Source organism: Sphingomonas mollis (assembly GCF_016427505.1).
GTDB lineage: Bacteria > Pseudomonadota > Alphaproteobacteria > Sphingomonadales > Sphingomonadaceae > Sphingomonas > Sphingomonas mollis.
In genome coordinates this window covers 1-23,950 of sequence record NZ_JAELXS010000001.1, presented here as the reverse complement: position 1 = coordinate 23,950, position 23,950 = coordinate 1, and the positions used below count along the sequence as shown (strand labels likewise).

The window sequence follows — 23,950 nt, the reverse complement described above, 5'->3', positions numbered from 1 at the left end:
TGCGCCGGGGTGACGGGAATCTGACATGAAACTCCTCAAGCTAGTCCCCGACGATACCAACATCGATTTCGTCGCCTGGCGCAAATGGGCGTTCGGGCTGACGCTGGCGCTGTCGATCATCGCCGTTTCGCTGGTCGGCATCCGCGGTCTCAACATGGGCGTCGATTTCACCGGCGGCCTGTCGATCGAGGAACGCTTCGCCACGCCACCGTCTCTCGACCGCGTCCGCGAGGTCGTCGATGCGCAGGGCGTTGGACAGGCGGCCCTCCAGCAATCGAGCGACGGGCGCACCGTCACCATCCGCCTGCCGGTGCAGGACAGCGCCGACGAGGGTGCCACCAACGCCGTCGTACGCAAGGTGCAGACCGCGATCGCGGCGGAGTTCCCGGGCGCGACGTTCAGCCGCTACGCGACCGTCGGCAGCAAGGTGTCGGGCGAGCTGATCCGCAACGGCGTCCTCGCCGTCGTGCTGGCGGTGCTGGGCATCGCGCTGTTCGCGATCTTCCGCTTCGAATGGCAGTTCGGCGTATCGACCGTCGTTGCGATCGTTCACGATCTGCTGATGACCGTCGGCTTCTTTGCACTGATGCGCGACTATTTCGAATTCGACCTCAATACGGTCGCTGCCGTGCTGACGATCATCGGCTATTCGATCAACGACAAGATCGTGATCGACGATCGTATCCGCGAGAACATGCGCCGTTATCGCAAGATGGAGATGCGCGAGATCGTCAACCTGTCGGTCAACGAGACGCTGCCGCGCACGGTGATGACCTCGGTCACCATCCTGCTGGCGCTCGCGGCGCTGCTGTTGCTGGGCGGCCATGTGCTGCGCGGCTTCACCGCGGCAATGATCCTCGGCATCGTGGTCGGCACCTATTCGTCGATCTACGTATCGTCGTCGCTCCTGATCTCGCTGGGCCTGCGCGCCGAGCCGAACAAGGAAAAGCCCGGCACCAACGATCCCACGCGTCGTCAGGACGCGGAGCGGATCGTCCCGCGCGAGCGCTGAGCCGCCGATGCGGATGGAGCGTGGCCAGCCGTCGGAAGGCCCGGCAATCCGGGGCTTTTCCGGTACCGGTTACCGGCTGGACGACGTCACCGTCGCACCGGCGCTGTTGCTGACGATGACGCAGGCGCTGGACTGGACGCCGCCGCCGATCGCTACACTAACGACCGAATCGCTGGAGCCGGTGCTGACCCCCGCGCCGGAGTTCGTCCTGATCGGCACCGGCACCCACCTCGTCCGCCCGCCCCTCTCGCTGGTCCGCGCGCTGGAGGCCCGCAACATCGGGCTGGAGGCCATGGACAGCCGCGCCGCTGCACGCGCGTGGGGCGTGCTGCGCGAGGAAGGCCGCGTGATCGCCGCGGCGCTCTACCCGCTGGACGCATGACACCGCGGCCCATGTCGTAATCGGGTGGTCCTTGCGAGGAGCGAAGCGACGCGGCAACCCAGAGCGTCGGAGATGTGGCTCTGGGTTGCTTCGCTACGCTCGCAATGACGATCAGGCCAGGGTGAGGGCAACCCGCCTCTCACCCCGATACCCTCAGACCCGCGTCGTCCCCGGATAGGCGAACAGGTAATCCGCATCCGCCCCGGCGGTGATCGTCTCGCTGCCGGTCATCGTCACGCACTCGCCCGCCTTGAACGAAACGCCCGCGACCTCGCCCGATCCGGCGATCGGCACGATCCACGCCGTCTTGCCCTCGGGCAACGTCACCGCATGCTCGCCACCGGTCCAGCGTTCCAGCACGAACTTCGGCCCCTCGACCAGGATCGTGCGATGCTGGCCCACCGGCCCCGGCGAGACGATCGGCTGGTACGGATCGAGATGCGCCACCGCGACGCCGTCTTCCAGATGCAGCTCGCGCGGCCGGCCGTAATCGTACAGCCGGTACGTCGTCTCCGAATTCTGCTGCACCTCGATCAGGGTCAGGCCGGCGCCGATCGCATGGATCGTCCCCGACGCGGCATAATAGAAATCGCCCGCTTCGATCGGCACCCAGTCCAGCTTGTCCTCGATCGATCCGTCCAGCGCCGCATCGTGCAGTTCCGGCGCGGTCATCGCCTCTTTCGGCCCCAGCGCGATCGTCGAATCGGGCTTGGCGGCCAGGATCGTCCAGCATTCGTCCTTGCCCCGCGGCAGGCCGCGCTTGTGCGCCTCGACATCGTCGGGATGGACCTGTACCGACAGCTTCTCGCCGGTGAACAGATATTTGATGAGCAGGTCGGGCGTCGTGTCGCCCGGCTCCTGGAACCACACTTCGCCCACCGGCTCGCCGCCGGCCGCGACATCCTCGAATCCGGGAAACAGGTCGCACCGGCCCCAGGGCTTCTCGACGCGGTGGGTGTGGAGCTTGGTGGCCGGCATGATGGTCCTCTGGCTTCGTTGATCGACGGGCGAAACGCACGGATGTGCCATGCGTGCCGCTTGCACCGCCTCTAGCCTATTGTTCGGGCGCTGTCCGCTGCGCTAAGGCGGCTGTCGATGCGTATCCACCAGTCCCGCGCGCTTTCCCTCGCGCTGATCGCCGCCGTCGCGCTTCCCATCGCCGGTTGCGCCCGCAACCGCGCCGCGAAGGGCGATACGCCCTATATCGCGCGCGACGTGGGTACGCTGTACAGCCTCGCCCGCCGCCGGCTCGATCAGAACCGCTACAAGGAGGCGGCTATCCTGTTCGACGAGGTGGAACGCCAGCACCCCTATTCGATCTGGGCACGCCGGGCGCAGTTGATGAGCGCGTTCAGCTATTACCTCGCCAAGGATTATACCGCGTCGATCCAGTCGGCGCAGCGTTTCATCTCGGTCCATCCCGGCAACCGCGACGCGCCCTATGCCTATTACCTGATCGCGCTCGGCTATTACGAGCAGGTGACCGACGTGACCCGCGATCAGAAGATCACGCGGCAGGCGCTCGACGCGCTGGGCGAACTCACGCGGCGTTATCCCAACACCCGTTACGCGTCAGACGCGCGGCTGAAGATCGATCTGGTCAACGACCATCTCGCCGGCAAGGAAATGGAGATCGGTCGCTTCTATGAAACGCGCAGCCAGTGGCTGGCGGCCAGCATGCGCTTCCGCACCGTGATCGACCAGTATCAGACGACGACCCACGCGCCCGAGGCGCTGATGCGCCTGACCGAGACGTATCTGGCGCTGGGCGTGCCGGTCGAGGCGCAGAAATCGGCCGCCGTCCTCGGCGCCAACTATCCCGGCAGCGACTGGTACGACCATGCGTACAAGCTGATGGAGAAGCATCCGGTGCAGCAGGCGGCGCTGGTGCCACCCGGCACGCCGATCGTACCGGAAGGGACGCGCCCCGCCTCGCTCCCCGGCCTCAGCACCAAGGAGCCGCGCAACGCGCAGCCCGATGCCGCCCCCGGCACGGCGCAGCCGTCCACCGCGACTCCGGCAGGCACCACGCCGTCGACGGTCGGCACCGGTGCCGGCTCCGCGCCGCTGCCGAGCCAGTCGACGCCGCAATAATAACCGCCCCCGATCGGGCGGGCGGAACATAAGCGGTTCAATTCCGCGTCCGACCCGCCTACATCCGGTCACGATGCTGACCGCGCTTTCCATTCGCGACGTGGTGCTGATCGAGGCGCTCGACCTCGATTTCGGTGCCGGTCTGGGCGTGTTGACCGGGGAAACGGGCGCGGGAAAATCGATCCTGCTCGACGCGCTGGGCCTCGCGCTCGGTGGCCGCGGCGACAGCGGCCTCGTCCGCCACGGTGCCGTGCAGGCGGTCGTCACCGCCAGCTTCGATCCCCCCACCCCCGCCCTCGCCGCGATGCTCGATGAAAACGGCGTCGAGGTGGAACCGGGCGAACCACTGCTGGTCCGCCGCGTCGTAAAGGCCGATGGCGGCAGCCGCGCCTTCATCAACAACCAGCCCGCCTCCGCCACCCTGTTGCGGGAGATCGCGCCGCGTCTGGTCGAAATCCACGGCCAGCACGATGATCGCGGCCTGCTGAACGCCCGCGGCCACCGCGCGCTGCTCGACGATTTCGGCCGCTGCGACCCCGCCGACACCACCCGCGCCTGGGCGACGTTGCGCGACGCGGAGGCTGCACTGACCGCCGCCCGCGCGGAGATCGAAACCGCCGCCCGCGACCGCGAATGGCTGGAACACACCGTCGCCGAATTGGAGAAACTCGCCGCCGAACCGGGTGAGGAGGAAGCACTCGCCGACAAGCGCCGGTCGATGCAGCGCGCCGAAAAGGTCACCGACGATCTGTCCGCGATCGAGGATTATCTCGACGGATCGGACGGCGGCCTCGCCAAGCTGCGTCAGGCCGCCCGCGTGCTGGAACGCGTCGCCGAGGATCATCCCGCGCTCGCCGACGCGCTGGGCGCGGTCGACCGCGCGGTGATCGAGGGGTCGGTGGCCGAGGAACGCCTGCGCGAGGCGCGCTTCGCCCTCGTCTACGATCCCCGCGCGCTGGAGGATGACGAGGCACGGTTGTTCGAGCTGCGGGCGATGGCGCGCAAGCACCGCGTCCAGCCCGACGACCTCGCCGCGCTGTCCGCCGATCTGTCGGCCCGGTTGCAGCGACTGGAGGCCGGCGAAGGCGGCGTCGCCACGTTGCAGGCGACCGTGGCCAAGGCGCGTGCCGCGTACGACAAGGCCGCCGACGCCCTCACCGCCCGCCGCCTCGCCGCCGCCAAGGGGCTGGACAGGGCGGTCGCCGGCGAACTCGCGCCGCTGAAACTGGGTGCCGCGCGCTTCCGCACCGTCGTCGCCCCCGCCGCGCCGGACAACTGGTCGGGCGCGGGCAAGGACCGGGTGGAATTCGAGATCTCGACCAACCCGGGCGCCCCCTTCGCCCCGCTGACCAAGATCGCCAGCGGCGGCGAATTGTCACGCTTCATCCTCGCCCTGAAGGTAGCATTGGCGGATCAGGGCGGCGCGGCGACCATCGTGTTCGACGAGATCGATCGCGGCGTCGGCGGCGCCGTCGCCTCCGCGATCGGCGAGCGGCTCGCCCGGCTGGCCAAAGCGACGCAATTGCTCGTCGTCACCCACAGCCCGCAGGTCGCCGCGCGCGGTGCGGCGCATTTGCTGATCGCCAAGTCGAACGACGGCACCGTCACCCGCACCGGCGTCCGCCAGCTCACCGACACCGAACGCCGCGAGGAAATCGCCCGCATGCTGTCCGGCGCCACGATCACCGACGAAGCCCGCGCTCAGGCCGACCGGTTGCTGGAACCGGACGATATCGCCCTGCCCCTGCCGTCCTGACGCAAGCGTCGGGCTTGCCGGCCTCCACCGCGATACCTAACCCGGCGACCATGGACCCGCTGCCCGACTCCGACCTTGCCGCCGCCGCCGAACTGGCCACCCTCGCCGCCGAGATCGCGCGTCACAACCGCCTCTACCACACCGACGACACGCCCGAGATCAGCGACGCCGCCTATGACGCGCTGACCCGCCGCAATACCGCGATCGAGGCCGCCTTCCCGCACCTGGTCCGCGCCGATTCGCCCAACGCGCAGGTCGGCGCCGCCCCTGCCGCGCATCTGGCGAAGGTGCCCCATGCCCGGCCGATGACCAGCCTCGACAACGCCTTCGCCGACGAGGACGTGGCCGAATTCCTCGCCCGCGTCCGCCGCTTCCTGAAGCTGCCCGACGACGAACCCGTCGCGCTGACCGCCGAGCCGAAGATCGACGGCCTGTCCTGCTCGCTCCGGTACGACAACGGCCGCCTCGTTCAGGCACTGACCCGCGGCGACGGCACGACCGGCGAGGATGTGACGGAGAATGTCCGCACCATCGCCGACATCCCCGCGACGCTGGCCGGCGAGGCCCCGGCCGTGTTCGAGATTCGCGGCGAGGTGTACATGGCGAAGACCGACTTCGCCGACCTCAACGCCCGCCTGCTCGCCGAGGCGACCGCCGCCGGCAAGGAAGCGCGCCAGTTCGCCAACCCCCGCAACGCCGCCGCCGGATCGCTGCGCCAGAAGGACGCCACCGTCACCGCCAGCCGGCCGCTCCGCTTCCTGGCGCATGGCTGGGGCGAGGCCAGCGCGGTCCCCGGCGAGACGCAGGCGCAGCTGGTCGACGCGATCCGCCACTGGGGCCTGCCGGTGGCCGATGGCTTCACCCGCACGCCGACCATCGAGGCCGCGCTGGCGATCTATCGCGGGATCGAGACCGCCCGCGCCGACCTGCCCTACGACATCGATGGCGTCGTTTATAAGGTCGATCGGCTCGACTGGCAGGCACGGCTCGGCATCGTCGGCCGCACGCCGCGCTGGGCGATCGCGCACAAGTTTCCGGCCGAACGCGCGCAGACCACGCTGAACGCGATCGATATCCAGGTCGGCCGCACCGGCGCGCTCACCCCCGTCGCCCGGCTTGACCCGGTGACCGTGGGCGGCGTCGTCGTCACCAACGCGACGCTGCACAATGCCGACGAGATCGACCGGCTGGGCGTCCGCATCGGCGACCGCGTCGTGCTGCAACGGGCGGGCGACGTCATCCCCCAGATCGTCGAGAACCTGACCCGCGACGAACCGCGCGACGCCTGGGTCTTTCCCGATCACTGCCCCGAATGCGGCTCGCTGGCGGAACGGGGCGAGGGCGAGGTGGTGGTGCGCTGCACCGGCGGCCTCGTCTGCCCGGCACAGCGCGTCGAGCGGCTGATCCATTTTGTGTCGCGCCATGCCTTCGACATCACCGGGCTGGGGCTGGTGCGGATCGAGGATTTCTTCCGCGACGGCCTGATCGCCTCGCCCGCCGACATCTTCCGGCTGCACGAGCACCGCGACGCGCTGATCGCGCGCGAGCGGATGAGCGAGCTGGTCGTCGGCAAGCTGCTGGAGGCGATCGAGGAGCGCCGCCGCATCCCGCTCGACCGCTTTCTCTTCTCGCTCGGCATCCGCCATGTCGGTGAGATCACCGCCCGCGACCTCGCCCGCCGCTACGTCTCCGCCGCCGGTTTCGCCGCCATGATCCACGCCGCCCTTCGCGTCCGTCGCGCGACCGTGCCGGTGCTGGGCGAGCCGGAGCGCAAGTTCGTCCTGCGCCGCGGCCGCGCGCTCGTCGCCGCGATCGACACCGCCGGCATCGGGCCGGAAGTGGCCGATGCGCTGCTCGGATTCTTCGCGGAGAAGCACAACCGCGACGTCGTCGCCGCCCTGCTCCGTCAGGTGGAACCGGTCGACCTGATCCACCGGGTCCGGGTCTCCGAGGTGTCCGGCCAGACCATCGTCTTCACCGGCAGCCTGGAAACGATGAGCCGCGACGAGGCCAAGGCGCAGGCCGAGGCGCTGGGCGCGCATGTATCCGGCTCCGTCTCGAAGAAGACCGATCTGGTCGTCGCCGGCCCCGGTGCCGGCAGCAAGCTGAAAAAGGCCGCCGATCTGGGCATCCGGGTGATTGACGAGGCCGCCTGGGCCGACATCGTCGCCACCGCCGGCTGACCATGCGCTGATGCGGCCCCCGAGTCGCCGAACGGAATGGATTGCCGTGGAACACCAAATCGTCATAGGTGGCGTCACAAAAGTGCAATGCGGGCAACGAAGCCGGTCCGCTTTCGAACCCGTTCAACGAGGGCAAAGACCAGCCATGCCACGAAATTTGCTGGTGGCGATGGCCGGGTTCGGATCGCTCGCCCTGCCCGCCGCCCCGGCCCAGGCCCAGACCGTGCAGGATCTACAGCGCCAGATCGATGAACTGAAGGCGACGATCGCCCGGATGCAGGCGGCACAGACGACGGGTGCGGCCGCGATACCGCCGGCCGTCACGCTCGCGCAGACGTCGCCGGCATCCGGGTCCGCTCCGCCGAAAGCCGATCCTGCCCCGAAACTGGCTGCGACACGCCCGGTCGCACCCACCGGAACGATGCCCGGCAACACGCAACTGGCGCAGGGCCCCGCGTCGCTCGCCGGCCGCACCACCGGCCACAGGCTCTGGTCGGATCGCATCCTGCTGCGCGGCTATACGCAGTTGCGCTTCAACGAGATTCTATCGGGCGATCGCACCGCGCCCGACGGCGCGTCGCGCCTGCGGTCGGTGCATGACAGCGGCATCGGCGACAATACCGGCTTCACGTTCCGGCGTATCCGCGTCGTCCTGCAGGGCGATCTGAACGACCGCGTGTCCTTTTATTTCCAGCCCGATTTCGCGACCAGCGTCAGCAACCAGTCGGGCGGCGAACGGCGCGAAGGGTTCGCCCAGCTTCGCGACGCGTATGTCGACACCGTCATCGACCGCGACAAGCGCCTCCGCCTGCGCTTCGGCCAGTCGAAGGTGCCGTTCGGGTGGGAGAACATGCAGTCCTCGTCAAACCGCCTGACGCTCGATCGCAGCGACGGCATCAACAGCGCGGTGCCGAGCGAGCGCGATATCGGCGTCGTCGCCTATTACACCCCGCTGAAGGCCGAGCGGACATGGAAGCGGCTGGCAAGCGACGGACAGAAGCTGTTCGGCAATTACGGCGCGTTCGGGATCGGCGTCTTCAACGGCCAGGGTATCAACCGCACGGAAACCAACGACGGCGTGATGACCGTGGCCCTCGTCACCTGGCCGTTCGAACTCGACGGGCTGGGCACGGGATTGTCCGGACAGGTCCTCGAAGTCGGCGCTGCCGCGCTGCGCAACGACGTCCAGCCCGAACTGCGCAACGGCGGCATCAGTCCGGTCGCTTTCCGCGAGGAGCGCGTCGGCGTCCATGCGATCTTCTATCCGCAACCGATCGGTTTCCAGGCCGAATGGAACTGGGGGCGCGGCCCCGAATATGATCGCGTCCTGCGGTCGATCACCGACAAATCGCTGAATGGCGGCTATATCCAGACGATGGCCCGCGTGCCCCGCTCGCCACTCGGCGCGTTCATGCCCTACGCCCGCTGGCAGCGTTATCGCGGCGGCTGGAAAGCCCTGCCCAACGCCCCGCGACTGGAGACCGACGAGTTCGAACTGGGCATCGAATTCCAGCCCGTGCCGCCGATTGAATTCACGATCGCCTATGCCCGCATGCAACGCACCGAAGCGGACGAACGCCGTCAGGGCACGGCCGAGGGGAACCTGATCCGCACCCAGCTGCAATGGAATTACTGACGCGGCCGGGCCTGTTCGGGACATCCTGCCGAACTCGACGGTCGCGATACCTGCGCAGCGCACCACCGTATCCACGAGGCAGCTTTACGGTCGGCCGTCACCGGGGCAGGCTGTACATCCGGTTCGCCGTGTAGACCGCTATCGATCCACACCGATCGAAACCATAAAGGCATCCGATGAAACTGCCTTACATCAAGATGGCATTGTTGCCGTTCGTTATGGCAACCGGCCTTCCGGGCGCGGCATCCGCGGCAACCGCGCCGGTTTCTGAAATCGTCGTCGATGCCCGGTCCGGACGGGTTCTGTACGAAGCCGCCGGCAACCGGAGCCGCCCGCCCGCCTCGCTCGTGAAGATGATGACGCTTCTCCTGACCTTCGAGGCGATCGATGCGGGAAGACTGCGCTCCACCGGGAAGGTCGTCATGACACCGCGAGGAGCGCGGCAACCGGCATCACGGCTGGGGCTGGCGGCAGGACGAACGATCGGCCTCGATGCGGCGATGCGCGCGGTTGCCGTGATCTCCGCCAATGACGTCGCCGTCGCGTTGGCGGAACGGGTAGCCGGCAGCGAGGCGTTGTTCGTTCAGGCCATGAACCGGCGGGCGAGGAAACTGGGCATGACCGCGACGCGGTTCACCAATGCCACCGGTCTCGCGCCATCCGGCGGCCTGACGACCGCACGGGATATGGCGACACTGGCTCGCTACATCATCAGTCACCATCCGGTACGCTACCGGATCTTCTCGACGCCCGTAATCCGGTGGCGCGGCCAGGTCCGACCGAACCACAACCATCTTCTCGGCAAGCTGCGCGGCGTGGACGGCGTCAAGACGGGGTACACGGTGCCGGCCGGATATAATCTGGCCGCGTCCGGTCGACGCGGCGATAAACGGGTCGTCGTCGTCGTCCTTGGCGCCCGCAGCGCGGCCGCGCGCGATCTGTTGGTGTCGAACCTTCTGGAATCGGGCTTCTCCTCACCGCGAGCGACCGGACAGGTTTCCCGACGTCGTTCCCGATAAGGTTGAACCGCCACGATCACCCCGCCCGCCACGCTGCGCCCGGACGTCGGTGGTGGTCATGGAGCGCGCCTACAGGCTCGTCGCGGCTTCGCTGCCGTTGCCACCGGCGAAATGGACGGTAACGATCAACCCCGGCCGATTGTCATCCAGTAAAAGCCGGGCGCCATGAACGCGTGCGGCGACCTGCGCGATGCTGAGCCCCAGGCCGCTGCCGTCCGTTTGCCGGCTCGTATCGAGCCGGACGAAGCGGGTCAGGACATGGTCGCGTTGATCGACGGGAATGCCGGGTCCGGTATCCGCCACGCGCAGCCTGATGCCGTCGCCCTCCTGCGACAGTGATACCGTGACCGAACCACCCGCGGGCGTGTATTTGAGCGCGTTGTCGATGAGGTTCGCGACCAGTTGCCCAAGGAGCGACCGGACGCCGTTCACGCTCGCCGGCGCGGCCGTGACGGTCAACGCGATCCCTCGATCCTCGGCGACGGGGTCGAACAACTCGCCGGCCTCGCGGACGATCGCGGCCAGATCGACCGGCGCGAACTCGCTCGCCATCGTCGTCTCGGCGCGGGCGAGGCGCAGCGTGTCGTCGATCGTCCGAAGCAACGCATCCAGATCGTCGCGGATGTCCGCCGATACGCCGTCGGCATCGCCCTGCATCGTCGCCAGTTCGATGCGCGACCGGATGCGGGTCAACGGCGTCTTGAGGTCGTGCGCCAGCGCATCGGTCGCCGTTCGCAGCGAATCGACCAGACGTTCGATCTCGGCAAATCCGTGATTCAGCGTTGCGGCCAGCCGGTCATATTCGTCGCCCCGCCCGGTCACTGGCAGGCGTTCGTCCAGGTGCCCCGCCCGAAACCGGTCGCCGGCCGCACTGGCCGCATCGAGGAACGCGAGGCCCCGGCGACTGTACCACAACCCGAAAAGCAGGCCGACCGCGCCCGTCGCCAGCAACGACCAGATCAGCGCCGAGACATAGCGATCGTGGAGCAGACGGCGATCGTCTGACAGGCTGCCCACCAGCAGGCGATAATCGTCCCCCAGCAGCACCGTTCGCGCCGCCACCTGCCGTTCGATCATGGTGCCCCGCGTCGTCGCGATCCGGGTATCGAACGTCCGATATCCCGTGCGATCGATCTCGCCCGGCCATGCGGCGAGATTGCCCGCGATCGGCCGCCCGGCGGCGTCCGTCATCAGGTAGATGAAGTCCGTCACGCGCGGACGACCGACGGCGCGCGACACCGCCTGCGCGACGGCAAGCGGCCCATCTGCCTGATAGCGTTCGACCAAACCGGCCATCTCGTCGTCGACGCTCGCCTGCGCACGGGTATCGAGCAGGCGGACCGTCTGCCCGTACTGGACGGTCAGCGCGATCCCGGTCGCCATCAGCGCGATCAGCGTGATCCACAACGCCCCGCGCAAGGCGGCCGTCGACGGCAGACGCCGCATTTCAGCGGGCGTCCAGCCGATAGCCGGCACCGCGTATCGTGCGGATCATCGGCGGTTCGCCGTCACCGTCGATCTTTGCCCGCAGCCGGCTGACATGCACGTCGACGATATTGGTGCCGGGGTCGAAGCTATAGTCCCAGATCGCCTCGATCAGCATCGTCCGGGTCACCACCTGCCCGGCATGGCGGGTCAGATATTCGAGCAGCTGATATTCCTTGTTGAGCAGTTCGATCCGCCGGCCGTTCCGGGTTGCCGTGCGGGCCAGCAGATCGAGCGTCAGCGAGCCCGTCTGACGAACCGCCTCCGTGATATCCTCGTCGCCACGCCGGCGCGAGATCGCGTCGATCCGCGCCATCAGTTCGCCGAACGAGAACGGCTTGGGCAGATAATCGTCGCCACCCGCACGCAGGCCGGCGATCCGGTCATCGACCTGCCCCAGCGCGGAGAGGACGAGCACCGGGGTGCGATCCCCCTGCGCACGCAGCGACTTCAGCACGGATAATCCATCAAGCCCCGGCAGATTGCGATCGAGGATGATCGCATCGTATCGACCGACGATCGCGGCGGTCAGGCCATCGACACCGGTCGCGGCATGATCGGTCGCATGGCCCAGTTCCGCCAGACCCCGGCGGACATAATCCGCGGTCTGCGCATCGTCTTCGATCAACAGCAGCTTCAAGGCCGGGCGTTCCATTCAGGGGGTCCGGAAAGCGGACGCGCGGGCCGCTCCCCGGTTCCGTCGGTTCAGGACCGGGCGGATGCCTCACCCGCGATACGCAGGTCGAGCGAGACCGGACGGCCATCGCGGATGACCTGCGTCGCAACGCTCGACCCGATCCGGGCCTCCGCCACGGCGCGGGCGAGGTCGCGTCCGTTGTCGATCGGTCTGGAACCGAAGCGGCGAACGACGTCGCCGCGCTGCATGCCGGATCGCGCGGCAGCGCCTTCGTCCTCGACCTCCGCGATCAATGCCCCCCTGGCGACATTCAGGCCCATCGCGCCGGCGATTTCCGGCGTCACGTCCTGCAACGCCACGCCGATCCGGCCGCGCGAGACATGGCCGGTCTGTGCGATCTGGAGCGCGACCTGCCGCGCCATCTTGGCGGGAATGGCAAACCCGATGCCGACATTGCCGCCACTGGGGGAGAAGATCGCGGTGTTGACGCCGACCACCCGGCCGCTGCCGTCGAACAGCGGGCCACCCGAATTGCCGCTGTTGATCGCGGCATCGACCTGAAGGAAATCATCATACGGCCCCGCCCCGATCTCGCGTCCGCGCGCGGAGACGATGCCCGACGTCACCGTGTTGCCGAGACCGAACGGGCTGCCGACCGCGAACACGCTGTCGCCGACCCGGATGTGATCGCTGTCGCCCCATTTGATCGGGATAAATATACCCTTCCCCTCGATCCGCACGACCGCGACATCGATCTTGGGATCGCGACCGAGGACGCGGCCCGGCAATTCCCGCCCGTCCGACATCTGGACGGTGACCCGGTCGGCGCCTTCGACGACGTGGTTGTTGGTGATGACGAGCCCGGACGCATCGACGATGAAGCCCGATCCCAGCGCACCGCGCTGCGGCCCCTGCCGCGGATCGGGCCGACTTGGCCGTTCGCCGCCGTCCGGCATGGCGAACCCGAATAATTGCCCAAGCCGGTCGGACAGATCGCCGTCGTCCGATCCGAACTGCATCGGCATCCCCTGCTGTTGCGACATCATCTGCGGTTTGACCTGGATCTGGACCACACTGGGGCCGACGGCTTCGACCATGTCGGACAGCGAAGCATGGATGCCGGTGGACGCGACGGCGGCAGGCCCGGGTGCGGTGAACCGCTCGATGATCCCGTCGCGACCCTGATCGGCGGCGATCGCCCCACCGGCAATGCCGGCGATCGCGGTGGTGCCCAGTGCCGCGGCGGCGATGATGGGGCGTATGGTCAGACGGCGATTGGCGAACATGGGGCGATCCTTCTTCGGACGGGAGATTACGGGTCCTTCTGGATCGCGATCATGAGGCCCCCCTGTGGTGAACATTACATCGGTGCAATCTTTCGGCCTCGCGCCTTTCGCGTTGAATGCGGGTCGCGTCGGCACCGCGACCGATGCGGCCCGAACACGGTAGAATTCGTGGCCTTTTTGCAACGCGGCACAAAGCTTTGCATCATGACCGGGAACCGACTCGCATCTGTCATGGAAGCGTCATAATCCACGCACAGGGCAGCGCGGTGAACGGCGGTGCCGTGGGGTAGAGCGAAAGCTCAAAAGGGGTAATCAGATGCGGAACAATCTTTTCCTTGGCGTGGCCGCGGTCGCGCTGGTCGCACCGGCCGGCGCCATGGCGCAGGAGACGACATCCTCGATCCGCGGCACCGTGACCGCCAACGGCACCGCCGTCGCCGGCGCGACCGTGACGATCGTCAGCACGACGCAGGGCACCACCGCGACCAGCACCACGGACGCGAACGGCAGCTTCACCGCCACCGGCCTGCGCCCGGGCGGCCCCTACACCGTCAGCGTCACGGCCCCCGGCTATACCGCCGCGCAGGTGACCGAAATCAACACCATTGTCGCGCAGACCTATGAACTGCCGATCGAACTGGCGGCCGAAGGCACCGGGACGGGCGAAGAGATAGTCGTGACCGCGGCGCGCCTGCCCAACGCGCGTTCCGTGTCGCAGGGACCGGCAACCGTGCTGAACGCCGCCGACATCGCCAACATCGCCAGCCTCAATCGCGACATCCGCGATCTGTCGCGCCGCGACCCTTTCGCCCGACTCGACGATACGCCGACCGGCGGCCGCGCCATCTCGTTCGCGGGTCAGAACGCGCGCTATAACCGCTTCACGGTCGACGGCGTGCCGATCACCGACAATTTCGGCCTCAACGCCGATGGCCTGCCCAGCCGCCGTTCGCCGATCCCCTTCGATGCCATCGGCCAGTTCCAGGCACAGGTCGCCCCCTATGACGTGCGTCAGGGCAACTTCCAGGGCGGCTCGATCAACATCATTCTGAAGTCGGGCACGAACGACTTCCACGGCACCGGCTTCTATGCACGTTCGGGCGACGAGTTCGTCGGCAAGCGTACCAAGCCCGGACCCGGCATCACCAACGGTCGCGCGACCGTGCCGAACTTCAAGATTGACAACTACGGTGCTGAACTTGCCGGCCCGATCATCAAGGACAAGCTGTTCTTCATGGTCGCCGGCGAGCGCCTGCGCGGTGGTCGTCCGATCCCGGAAGGCCCGACCGACAACAATGCCGGCACCGCGATCCCCAACCTGATCCAGTCGCAGGTCAATACAATTTCGGCCATCGCGCAGAGTGTTTACGGCTACAATACAGGCGGTGTGCAACGCAGCCTGAACGACAAGGACGACCGCATCGTCGCCCGGATCGACGCCAACCTGTCGGACCGTCAGCGCGTCGCCCTGACCTATACCTATGCCGATGATGGCGTCACGCTGCTCAACAATACGTTCAGCACCATTACTACAGGCAGCCCAGGTCTAGGCCTCGCCTCCAACGCCTATACGCAGGGCAACCGCCTGCACACTGGCGTCGTACAGTTGAACTCCGATTGGTCGGACACCTTCTCGACCGAAGCACGCGGTTTCTACAAGCATTACACCCGTATCCAGGAGCCGCTGCTTGGCCGTGGCTTCGCCCAGATGCGCGTCTGCACGAACCCGACCTCGATCGGTTCGCTGACCGGCTGCGAGTCGAGCGTTACGGGTCGGAACGGCACCGATGCGGTCGTGTCCTTCGGTCCGGACAGCTCCCGCCAGACGAACCAGCTCTACACCGAAACATGGGGCGGCCTCGTTCAGGCACGCTTGACCATGAACGACCATGATCTCCGCGTATTCACCGAAATCCAGGATGTGTCGGTCTTCAACTCGTTCCTGCAGAACAGCGCCGGCAGCTATTATTTCGACTCGATCGCCGACTTCCAGGCACGTCGCGCCAGTACCTTCGCCTATGGCAACGCGATCCGCGCCAACAACGGTCTGGAGGCGTTCAACCCCGATGCCGCCGCGGCGAAGTTCGGATACCAGAGCTATACGTTCGGCATCATGGACAACTGGCGGATCACGCCGACGCTGAACTTCAGTTATGGTGCCCGATACGACCTCTATGCGATGCACGACTCGCCTGCCCTGAGCAATGCATACCTTACGCGTTATGCTGGCGGCGCCATCGTCAATGGTCAGCAAAAGGTAATTGGCGGAAACACGACGAACATCTCGGGCTTCAACCTGTTCCAGCCGCGCGCCGGCTTCGACTGGAAGCCCTTCCGTCGACTGTCTATCCGTGGCGGTGGCGGCATCTTCGGCGGCGGCACGCCCGACGTGTACGTGTCAAACAGCTTCTCCAACACCGGCGTGCTGACCAACTCACTGTCGCTCACGCGCACCGCGACCGGGTATAACGGCTTCCCGGCCGGTACGCCCGCCGCCACGCAGATCGAAATCGGCAATGCCGCGCTGAATGGCGTGACCGGCACCTCGATCCCGGGCAGCGTCAACACGACGCTCGGCAATGCTGCAATCGCCACCAGCGCGACGGTCAACGCCCTCGATCCGAATTTCAAGGTGCCGTCGCAGTGGCGTGCAACCCTGTCGGGTGAATACACGGCCAACCTCGGTCCGCTCGGCGACAACTGGATCGTCGGGGCCGACTTCCTGTACTCTGATGTCCGCAATCAGGTGTTCTTCACCGACATCCGCTCGCAGCCGATTGTCGGATCGCTGACCCCCGATGGCCGCCAGCGCTATCAGGACATCGCCAACGGCACTGCCAGCACCAACACCAACAGCGACATCCTGTTGACCAATACGAAGAAGGGCCGCGCCTATATCGCCGTCGCCCGCCTCGAAAAGGCATGGGATTTCGGCCTCAGCGTGAACGGCAGCTTCACCTATTCCGATGTGAAGGATCAGGCGCCGGCTACCTCGTCGACCGCTGGTTCGAACTACAGCAACGGTGCGTTCGTCGATCCGAACAACGTCGCCTATGGTATCTCGAACGATCAGGTGAAGTACTTCTTCAAGTACGGCGTCAACTTCGATCACGCGTTCTTCGGCGACAGCAAGACGCAGATCGGCCTGTTCGGCGAAACCCGCATCGGCCATCCGTACAGCTACACGTTTCAGGATTATCAGCCCACGGGCGGTACGCCGCGCTCCGCGATCTTCGGCACCACCGGCCGCAGCACCGCGACCGGCACCGGCGGTCAGCGCTATCTGATGTACGTGCCGACCGTGAACGATACGCGGGTCTCGTACAGCAGCGCCGAGTTCCAGAACGCCCTGAACGCGTTCATCGACTCTTCGGGTCTGGCCAAGTATCGCGGCAAGGTCGCGCCGCGCAACGCCTTCAACTCGCGCTGGTTTACCCGTCTCGACCTGCACGTATCGCAGGAAGTACCGACCGGCATCGGCAATTCGCGTCTTCAGGTGTTCGCCGACATCGAAAACCTGACCAACTTCATCAACAAGAAGTGGGGCCAGCTGCGCGAATACACGTTCCCGTACAATGCAGCCGTGACGCAGGTTCAGTGCCTGGCGACGCCGACCGCGACTGGCGTGGCAACGACGGGCGTGGTGACCAACAATGTCGGTCAGGCCTGCGCGCAGTATCGCTACTCGCCGCTCGGTGGCACGACGTCGTTCACAACCCCGGTCGATCAGGTCTATGTGAACCAGTCGCTCTACTCGATCCGCGTCGGCGCCCGCTTCAGCTTCTGATCCGTCGCGCGTCGTACGAAGGGCCGTCGTTCCACCCGGAACGGCGGCCTTTCGCTTTTGCGGGCGAACCGGCTTTTGCGCCGGACCGATGCCCCGTGTAGAAGCGGGCGGACCGATGGCTACGCTTCCCGCTTCCTCCGCTGCCTCCCTGTCGTCGCCCGGATCGTCGGGCCGGCGCAGGGCGTTGAACGTCCGGCCGTTTTTCGAGGACAAGTCGCGTGCGTTCTGGACGCTGCAGGCGGTCGGCTGGGCCGGCTACTTGTTGTTGCGCAGCGTGTCGTCGATCTCGAACGGCTTCACGCTCGAACGCATCATCCCGGTGATCGTCGAGGCGATCGTCGGCTATTGCGTCACGCTGCTGCTGTCGGCCTGTTACGGCTATTACCGCCACCTGCCCCGCGTCGCCGGCGCCTTGCTCAGCGTCGCGACGCTGGTGGTGGCGGCGATCCTCTATGCGACGCTCAACGCCTTCTCCTTCTCGCTGATGAAGCCCGGCATGGCCGGCATCTCGCTGACGCTGGTGGCGGGGTCGCTGTTCATCAACTCGGTGTCGCTGGCGGGCTGGTCGGCGCTGTATTTCGCGATCAACTATTACCTGATCGTCGAGAACCAGATCGATGAGATGCGCGCGCTGGAATTGCAGGCGTCGAACGCGCAGCTCGCGATGCTGCGATACCAGCTGAACCCGCATTTCCTGTTCAACACGCTCAATTCCATCTCGACTTTGGTGCTGCTGAAACAGACCGAGCGCGCCAACGCGATGCTCAGCCGGCTGTCGTCCTTCCTCCGCTACACGCTCGCCAACGAACCCACCGCGCACGTCACCGTCGCGCAGGAGGTCGAGACGCTGAAGCTGTATCTCGAAATCGAGAAGATGCGGTTCGAGGATCGCCTGCGCACCGAATTCGACATCGATCCCCGCGCCGAACGCGCCCGCCTGCCGTCGCTGCTGCTCCAGCCTCTGGTGGAAAACGCGATCAAATACGCCGTCACCCCGCAGGAGGAAGGCGCCGAAATTTGCGTCCGCGTGCGGCTCGCCGGGGAACGGGTGCAGATCGGCGTATCCGATACCGGCCCCGGCTTGCACGAGGCGCGGATCAGTCCAAGCCTTTCAACCGGTGTCGGGCTCACCAATATACGCGAACGGCTGGTCCAGGCTTATGGCCCGGAACAGCGTTTCGAAACGCGCTCGGCACCCGCTGGCGGTTTCTCGGTAGAGATCGAGATTCCGTTTCAGCTGGAAGACGTGAACAGAGAGGCCGCATGACCATCCGTACCATCCTCGTCGACGACGAGCCCCTTGCCATCCAGGGCCTGGAACTTCGCCTCGAACGTCATGAAGACGTGGAAATCATCGAAAAATGCATGAACGGTCGCGAGGCGATCCGCGCGATCAAGACCCACAAACCCGACCTCGTCTTCCTCGACATCCAGATGCCCGGCTTCGACGGCTTCTCGGTCGTGCAGGGATTGATGGAGGTCGAACCGCCGCTGTTCGTCTTCGTCACCGCCTATAGCGACCATGCGCTCCGTGCGTTCGAGGCGCAGGCGGTCGATTACCTGATGAAACCCGTCGAGGAGAGCCGCCTCGCCGACACGCTCGATCGCGTGCGCCAGCGTCTCGCCGAAAAGCGCGGGGTCGAGGAGGTCGACCGGCTGAAGGAAGTGCTGGCCGAACACGCACCCGAAGCCGCCGCCGACATGGTCGAGGCGGACGTTTCCGCCAACCGCTTCGAAAAGCTCATCAACATCAAGGATCGCGGCCAGATCTTCCGCGTCGATGTCGATACGATCGAACGCATCGATGCCGCCGGCGATTACATGTGCATCTACACCGGCGACAACACGCTGATCCTGCGCGAGACGATGAAAGATCTGGAAAAGCGCCTCGACCCGCGCCGGTTCCAGCGCATCCACCGCTCCACCATCGTCAACCTCGATCTGGTCAAGCAGGTGAAGCCGCACACCAACGGCGAATGTTTCCTGGTGCTGGGCTCCGGCGCGCAGGTGAAGGTATCGCGATCTTACCGCGACGTGGTGGCCCGGTTCGTCCATTGATGCGGGTGACCGCATTCGGGTAATCGATCGATCGGGTTGGTCCGAATCACGCTATCGAACGTAACTGAAGGAAAGCAGCAGCTTGGCAAGGATGGCCGATGTTCGATAACGATGCCGTCACCGCCGATATGCGCAGGATCTTCAGCCGGACCGCGCCCGATGCGGGCGTCTCCACGCCGGTTACCGAGCCGGTCGCCGGGCCGGCGGCGGTCGATCGGTTGTCACCGGCCTCGCCGCCACCATCGCGACCGGCGTCGTTGTTCGCCCGCATCGACGGTGTCGCCACGATCGGCTTCGCCGCCTTCGTCGCGCTCGTCGGCGTGATCGCGGTGCCGTTGCTGCAAGAGCCTGCGCCGACCCCACCCATGGCGCGCGCGCGGGAGGCACCCGATCTGTCGACTCCCACGCCGCCGTTCCCGGTCGATCACGTGATCGCCCCGCCCCCGGCCGGGTCGCTCCCGGCGGCGATCGTGTCGGCGTCCGTCGCCCGGTCCACGGTGCCGCACGTGCGTCGCGCCACCCGCGTCCATCATCCGCGCCGGCCTCTGCGCCTCTATCGCCGGCAGGTCACGCCGACCGAAGCCCCGCACCTGACCGGCGAGGCGCTGCGTCAGGCTCTGGCAGAAGACGCCGTCCTCACCCGCCACCTGAATGTAGAAGCACTACGAAAACTTCCCGCGCCATCGGATCGGCGCGGCAATTCCTGACGGTGGAGACCCCGGTATAGAATTAGCCGTCCATACCGAATGGTGACTGATACCAAGGCTCGCTGACAAAGTGCAGTCGTCGTTGCGAGCGCAGCGAAGCAATCCAGGGCGGCACACGGAACACTGGGTTGCTTCGCTGCGCTCGCAATGACGACCAGTTTGCAGGAAGGCCCGTGCAAATTGTAGCGCGACACCGTAGCTCTCGACACGCCCCTTCCGGGCTGCTCCGTCTGCCCCCGGCGCGAACCGACAGCATCAGCCCTCAACCCCGCACGCTCACCAACGCCGCGCCGCGCTCCGCCAGCCGCGCCACCGCCGCCGCATGCATCCCCGGCGCCGTCACCAGCACGCCGAACGCCTGCGGGTCGGGCTTGTTGAAGGTCAATGCCTGACCCAACGCATCGCTGACGCCCGCCCCCGCTTCCGCCCCGATCAGCACGGCGGCGGCGATGTCCCACTCATGGCCCCAGCGCAGCGTCGCGACCAGATCGGCCTCGTCGGCGGCCACCATCGCGATCCGCAGCGCGATCGAATTGGGCTTGGCCACCGCCACGAAATCGCGGTCCGCCCGGGGCAGCACATCCGCCGGCACGCGGGCACCTGCCAGTTCGGTACGATCGCCCGCCGCCAGCCGCACGCCGTTCCGCCACGCCCCGCGCCCCGCCGCCGCCGACCACCGCTCCCGTCGCGCCGGCGCGTCGAGCACCGCCAGCAGCGGCCGACCATTCTCGACCAGCGCCACTGACACCGCCCACCCCTCGCGCCCGCGGATATAATCGCGCGTACCGTCGATCGGATCGACCACCCAGATGCGATCGTGACGCAGGCGGTCGGGCGCGTCGGCGGCCTCCTCCGACAGCCACCCCGCATCGGGCAGCAAGGCCGACAGCCGCGCATTGAGCATCCGGTCGACATCCAGATCGACCTCGCACACCGGGCTGCCCGCTTCCTTTTCCCATCGGCGGAAATCGGTGCGCCAGCGGGCAAGCGCCATCTGCCCCGCCTCGGCGGCGATCTGCGCGACGGCCGCCAGCAGGTCAGCCACTGGCAACCGTCAATCCGTCCACGCGCAGCGTCGGTACGTTGATGCCGAACCGGAACCGCAGGTCGTTCGCGGCGGTCAGGTTAAGGAGCATGTCCTTCAGATTGCCGGCGATGGTGAACTCGGCGACCGGCCCGGCGATCGCGCCGCCCTCGATCCGGAACCCCGCCGCCCCGCGACTGTAATCGCCGGTCACGCCGTTCACGCCCTGCCCGATCAACTCGGTGACATAAACGCCGTCACCGACATCGGCGAGCAACGTCTCGACCGGCACATGGCCGCCATCCAGATACAGGTTCGCCGTCGACACCCCCGGCCCGCCGCCGATCCCGCGCGTCGCGTGACCGGTCGGCTCCAGCCCCAGTTGCCGCGCAGCCGCCGAATCGAGCAGCCACGTCTCCAGCATCCCTTCCTCGACAATGGCGACCGGCGACACCGCCAGCCCCTCGCCATCGAACGGGCGCGAACGCAGGCCGTGCGGGCGGTGCGGATCGTCGCGTACCGACAGGCCGACCGGCATCACCTGCGTACCCAGCGCCTCCAGCAGGAAACTCGTCCGCCGCGTGATCGACGCACCCGATACCGCCCCGACCAGATGGCCGAGCAGCGAGGCACCGACACGCGGATCGAACACCACCGGCATCGATCCGCTCGCCAGACGGCCGGGGTTCACCCGCGCTACCGCCCGCTCGCCCGCCTCGCGACCGATCGCGGCGGGATCGTCGAGCAACCGGCGGCGGCGGGCGGCATGATGAGCATGGTCGCGCTGCATCGCGCTGCCCTCGCCCGCCACGACGCTGGCGGACAGGCCGTATGCGGTGGTGGCATAGGCGCCCGCAAAGCCGGTGGAGGTCGCCAGCGCCCAGATGCTGCGCGACGCACTCGCGCCGCCGCCCTCGCTGTTGGTCACGCCCGCGACGTCGCGCGCCGCGGCCTCCGTCGCCAGCGCCGCATCGCGCAGGCTTTCGGGCGATGCCTCGCCGCCATCGTCCAGATCGAGTTGCGGCGGCGCGCCGTGGAGCAGCCGCTCGGCCGGGGCCAGCCCCGCCCACGCATCCTCCGGCGCCTCGCGTGCCATCGCGACGGCACGTTCGACCAGCGCATCCAGCGCCGCCGACGACATATCCGATGTCGACACGCTGGCCGATCGCCGGCCGACGAACACGCGCAGGCCCAGATCGGCGCTTTCCGACCGGCCGACATCCTCCAGCCTGCCGAGCCGGACCGACACGTCGAGCGAGGCATCCGCCGCGAAAACGGCATCGGCGGCATCCGCGCCCCCGGCCCGCGCGCGGACGACGATGTCCTGCGCGCGCTCGCGTACCTGATCGATATCCAGCATGGCTGGCGACTTAGGGGCGCCGCCCCGGATCGGCAATGGCCGACCGCGCCGTCAGGCGCCGGTGCCCACCACGGCAAAGGCCAGAAACAGCAGCAATCCGGTCAGGCGATTGGCCCTGAACCGGGCGAGCGCATTGCCGCCGTCGTCGGGCCGCAGCGTCACCACCTGCCATCCCAGATGCACCGCCGCCGGCAACAGCGCCGCCAGTGCCAGCGGATCGGGCCGCACCGCCCAGATCGCCGCGCTCCACAACAGCAACGCCAGTGCATAGAAGGATGCGACACCGCCCTGCACATGCCGCCCCATCCGCAATGCCGACGATCGCACGCCGATCAGCGCATCGTCCTCACGGTCCTGCAACGCATAGATCGTGTCGTACCCGATCACCCACGCGATCGACCCGGCATACAGCCACCACATCGGCGCAGACAGGTCGCCCGCCACCTCGCTCCACCCGACCAGCGCCGCCCACGAGAACACCAGCCCCAGCCACGCCTGCGGCCACCACGTGATCCGCTTCATGAAGGGATAGGCCGCGACCGGCGCCAGACTGGCCAGCGCCACTCCGGCGGCCAGCGCATGTAGCTGCACCAGCACGACCAGCCCGACCAGACTGAGCGCCACCAGCCACAACCACGCAGTCCGCACCGACACCATGCCGCTGGGGATCGGCCGCGCCGCGGTGCGCGCGACCTGTGCATCGAGATCGCGGTCGACGATGTCGTTATAGACGCAGCCGGCGCCACGCATCGCGATCGATCCCGCCAAGATCCACAGGATCAGATCCCACCGCGCCACCACGCCCCCGGCCAGCGCCACGCCCCACGCCCCCGGCCAGAACAACAGCCACCAGCCGATCGGCCGGTCGAGCCGCGCCAACAGCGCCAGCCCCCGCAAGCGCCGGGGCAGCCGCGCGACGAGCCCGCGATGCTCGCTGTCGGGAACGATGATGGTCATAACACCGGCTCTACTATGCCCGACGCTTCATGCCATCCATGATCGTCGCTGTCCTACACCTCGGCCCTAAGGTATCCCGTCAGGAACCGCTCTTTCTAACCGTAGACCGCCCGCCACCCACCCCCGCGCACGATCGCGCACGCGTAGGAGGGTGTGACTTTCGAGACTTTCGGCACGGGAGTTCCCCGGCGAAGGCCGGGGCCCAGTCGGGAAGGCCGCAGTGATATGACCACCACCGGTCACCCAACTGGACCCCGGCCTCCGGGGAACAACCTAGAACGACTTCCAGTCGTCATCCGCCCGCACCATCGCCGGAATGGCGGCGGCCGGCAGCGGTTTGATCGGCGAGGTATACGCCCCCGGCGTCACATAATCCGGCTTGCGGGCCGGTGCGGAACGGCCACCGCCCTGAGCGACCTTGAACCGCCCCGCCTGATCGGCGAGATTGCCCACTTCGCTGGCGAGGTTCCGCGCCGCCGCCGACGTTTCTTCGACCATCGCCGCGTTCTGCTGCGTCGACTGGTCCATCGTCCCGATCGCCGCCGAGATCTGCGTGATCGCCGCCGA

18 protein-coding genes and 1 pseudogene are annotated in these 23,950 nt (G+C 67.2%); 11 read left to right on the top strand and 8 right to left on the bottom strand.

Translation table 11 applies throughout. From position 1 onward, the window contains the following. Nucleotides 1–25: 25 nt before the first annotated feature. Both secF and JAO74_RS00090 read left to right on the top strand, forming a co-directional pair. On the top strand, nt 26–1,012 hold the full coding sequence (secF, locus tag JAO74_RS00095; protein WP_199033838.1) for a protein translocase subunit SecF: 987 nt from the start codon (nt 26–28) through the stop codon (nt 1,010–1,012). Nucleotides 1,013–1,019: 7 nt separating this feature from the next. Next, complete coding sequence (locus JAO74_RS00090; protein ID WP_199033837.1) at nt 1,020–1,394, top strand: Mth938-like domain-containing protein; 375 nt, start codon at nt 1,020–1,022, stop codon at nt 1,392–1,394. A gap of 153 nt (nt 1,395–1,547) precedes the next feature. Here JAO74_RS00090 and JAO74_RS00085 read toward each other — a convergent pair whose 3' ends face one another. Beyond that, the gene (locus JAO74_RS00085) at nt 1,548–2,372 is read right to left on the bottom strand and encodes a class I mannose-6-phosphate isomerase (RefSeq protein WP_199033835.1); all 825 of its coding nucleotides are present in this window, start codon (nt 2,370–2,372) and stop codon (nt 1,548–1,550) included. Between the two features lie 117 nt (nt 2,373–2,489). Between JAO74_RS00085 and JAO74_RS00080 the strand changes: the two genes are divergently transcribed. From JAO74_RS00080 to JAO74_RS00060, 5 genes are all read left to right on the top strand, one after another. After that, nucleotides 2,490–3,488 carry an outer membrane protein assembly factor BamD gene (locus JAO74_RS00080; RefSeq protein WP_199033833.1) on the top strand — a complete coding sequence of 333 codons (999 nt, stop codon included), beginning with the start codon at nt 2,490–2,492 and terminating at the stop codon, nt 3,486–3,488. Between the two features lie 73 nt (nt 3,489–3,561). After that, a complete protein-coding gene (gene recN, locus JAO74_RS00075; protein WP_199033831.1) occupies nt 3,562–5,244 on the top strand; it encodes a DNA repair protein RecN in 1,683 nt (560 codons plus the stop codon). A gap of 50 nt (nt 5,245–5,294) precedes the next feature. After that, nucleotides 5,295–7,427: an NAD-dependent DNA ligase LigA gene (gene ligA, locus JAO74_RS00070; RefSeq protein ID WP_199033829.1), complete on the top strand. Its 2,133-nt coding sequence runs from the start codon at nt 5,295–5,297 to the stop codon at nt 7,425–7,427. Nucleotides 7,428–7,572: 145 nt separating this feature from the next. Then, complete coding sequence (locus JAO74_RS00065; protein ID WP_199033827.1) at nt 7,573–9,063, top strand: porin; 1,491 nt, start codon at nt 7,573–7,575, stop codon at nt 9,061–9,063. A 176-nt stretch (nt 9,064–9,239) separates the two neighbouring features. After that, nucleotides 9,240–10,082 carry a D-alanyl-D-alanine carboxypeptidase family protein gene (locus JAO74_RS00060; RefSeq protein ID WP_199033825.1) on the top strand — a complete coding sequence of 281 codons (843 nt, stop codon included), beginning with the start codon at nt 9,240–9,242 and terminating at the stop codon, nt 10,080–10,082. 69 nt (nt 10,083–10,151) lie between these two features. Here JAO74_RS00060 and JAO74_RS00055 read toward each other — a convergent pair whose 3' ends face one another. From JAO74_RS00055 to JAO74_RS00045, 3 genes are read right to left on the bottom strand one after another with little or no spacing between them, the layout of a single operon-like run. Next, entirely contained in the window at nt 10,152–11,528 is a 1,377-nt protein-coding gene (locus tag JAO74_RS00055; RefSeq protein WP_199033823.1) for a sensor histidine kinase, read from the bottom strand. 1 nt (nt 11,529) lies between these two features. After that, entirely contained in the window at nt 11,530–12,222 is a 693-nt protein-coding gene (locus JAO74_RS00050; RefSeq protein WP_269845911.1) for a response regulator transcription factor, read from the bottom strand. 50 nt (nt 12,223–12,272) lie between these two features. Beyond that, nucleotides 12,273–13,490: a trypsin-like peptidase domain-containing protein gene (locus JAO74_RS00045; RefSeq protein WP_199033821.1), complete on the bottom strand. Its 1,218-nt coding sequence runs from the start codon at nt 13,488–13,490 to the stop codon at nt 12,273–12,275. A 316-nt stretch (nt 13,491–13,806) separates the two neighbouring features. Between JAO74_RS00045 and JAO74_RS00040 the strand changes: the two genes are divergently transcribed. The 4 genes from JAO74_RS00040 to JAO74_RS00025 all read left to right on the top strand — a co-directional run bounded on the left by JAO74_RS00040 (nt 13,807) and on the right by JAO74_RS00025 (nt 20,042). Then, nucleotides 13,807–17,277, top strand: coding sequence for a TonB-dependent receptor (locus tag JAO74_RS00040; protein WP_199033819.1), 3,471 nt, complete (start codon nt 13,807–13,809; stop codon nt 17,275–17,277). A 115-nt stretch (nt 17,278–17,392) separates the two neighbouring features. Continuing rightward, a complete protein-coding gene (locus JAO74_RS00035) occupies nt 17,393–18,544 on the top strand; it encodes a sensor histidine kinase (RefSeq protein ID WP_199033818.1) in 1,152 nt (383 codons plus the stop codon). Continuing rightward, on the top strand, nt 18,541–19,335 hold the full coding sequence (locus JAO74_RS00030) for a LytR/AlgR family response regulator transcription factor (RefSeq protein ID WP_056527152.1): 795 nt from the start codon (nt 18,541–18,543) through the stop codon (nt 19,333–19,335). Before JAO74_RS00035 ends, JAO74_RS00030 begins: the two co-directional genes overlap by 4 nt. A gap of 98 nt (nt 19,336–19,433) precedes the next feature. Further along, nucleotides 19,434–20,042 carry a hypothetical protein gene (locus JAO74_RS00025; RefSeq protein WP_199033816.1) on the top strand — a complete coding sequence of 203 codons (609 nt, stop codon included), beginning with the start codon at nt 19,434–19,436 and terminating at the stop codon, nt 20,040–20,042. Between the two features lie 262 nt (nt 20,043–20,304). On the opposite strand, the gene JAO74_RS00020 is transcribed toward JAO74_RS00025, so the two are convergent. From JAO74_RS00020 to JAO74_RS00005, 4 genes and pseudogenes are all read right to left on the bottom strand, one after another. Then, a complete protein-coding gene (locus tag JAO74_RS00020) occupies nt 20,305–21,087 on the bottom strand; it encodes a 3'(2'),5'-bisphosphate nucleotidase CysQ (RefSeq protein ID WP_199033814.1) in 783 nt (260 codons plus the stop codon). After that, nucleotides 21,080–22,426, bottom strand: coding sequence for a TldD/PmbA family protein (locus JAO74_RS00015; RefSeq protein WP_199033812.1), 1,347 nt, complete (start codon nt 22,424–22,426; stop codon nt 21,080–21,082). Before JAO74_RS00015 ends, JAO74_RS00020 begins: the two co-directional genes overlap by 8 nt. A 51-nt stretch (nt 22,427–22,477) precedes the next feature. Then, complete coding sequence (ubiA, locus tag JAO74_RS00010) at nt 22,478–23,383, bottom strand: 4-hydroxybenzoate octaprenyltransferase (protein ID WP_199033810.1); 906 nt, start codon at nt 23,381–23,383, stop codon at nt 22,478–22,480. 273 nt (nt 23,384–23,656) lie between these two features. Then, nucleotides 23,657–23,950: pseudogene (locus tag JAO74_RS00005) on the bottom strand (methyl-accepting chemotaxis protein); the annotation flags it as partial.

Coding starts and splice junctions, on each gene's coding strand:
- JAO74_RS00040 (WP_199033819.1), top strand. CDS start 13,807: ATGCGGAACAATCTTTTCCTTGGCGTGGCCGCGGTCGCGCTGGTCGCA.
- JAO74_RS00025 (WP_199033816.1), top strand. CDS start 19,434: ATGTTCGATAACGATGCCGTCACCGCCGATATGCGCAGGATCTTCAGC.
- ubiA (WP_199033810.1), bottom strand. CDS start 23,383: ATGACCATCATCGTTCCCGACAGCGAGCATCGCGGGCTCGTCGCGCGG.
- JAO74_RS00085 (WP_199033835.1), bottom strand. CDS start 2,372: ATGCCGGCCACCAAGCTCCACACCCACCGCGTCGAGAAGCCCTGGGGC.
- JAO74_RS00035 (WP_199033818.1), top strand. CDS start 17,393: ATGGCTACGCTTCCCGCTTCCTCCGCTGCCTCCCTGTCGTCGCCCGGA.
- JAO74_RS00080 (WP_199033833.1), top strand. CDS start 2,490: ATGCGTATCCACCAGTCCCGCGCGCTTTCCCTCGCGCTGATCGCCGCC.
- JAO74_RS00015 (WP_199033812.1), bottom strand. CDS start 22,426: ATGCTGGATATCGATCAGGTACGCGAGCGCGCGCAGGACATCGTCGTC.
- recN (WP_199033831.1), top strand. CDS start 3,562: ATGCTGACCGCGCTTTCCATTCGCGACGTGGTGCTGATCGAGGCGCTC.
- ligA (WP_199033829.1), top strand. CDS start 5,295: ATGGACCCGCTGCCCGACTCCGACCTTGCCGCCGCCGCCGAACTGGCC.
- JAO74_RS00065 (WP_199033827.1), top strand. CDS start 7,573: ATGCCACGAAATTTGCTGGTGGCGATGGCCGGGTTCGGATCGCTCGCC.
- JAO74_RS00045 (WP_199033821.1), bottom strand. CDS start 13,490: ATGTTCGCCAATCGCCGTCTGACCATACGCCCCATCATCGCCGCCGCG.
- JAO74_RS00090 (WP_199033837.1), top strand. CDS start 1,020: ATGCGGATGGAGCGTGGCCAGCCGTCGGAAGGCCCGGCAATCCGGGGC.
- JAO74_RS00030 (WP_056527152.1), top strand. CDS start 18,541: ATGACCATCCGTACCATCCTCGTCGACGACGAGCCCCTTGCCATCCAG.
- JAO74_RS00060 (WP_199033825.1), top strand. CDS start 9,240: ATGAAACTGCCTTACATCAAGATGGCATTGTTGCCGTTCGTTATGGCA.
- JAO74_RS00055 (WP_199033823.1), bottom strand. CDS start 11,528: ATGCGGCGTCTGCCGTCGACGGCCGCCTTGCGCGGGGCGTTGTGGATC.
- JAO74_RS00050 (WP_269845911.1), bottom strand. CDS start 12,222: ATGGAACGCCCGGCCTTGAAGCTGCTGTTGATCGAAGACGATGCGCAG.
- secF (WP_199033838.1), top strand. CDS start 26: ATGAAACTCCTCAAGCTAGTCCCCGACGATACCAACATCGATTTCGTC.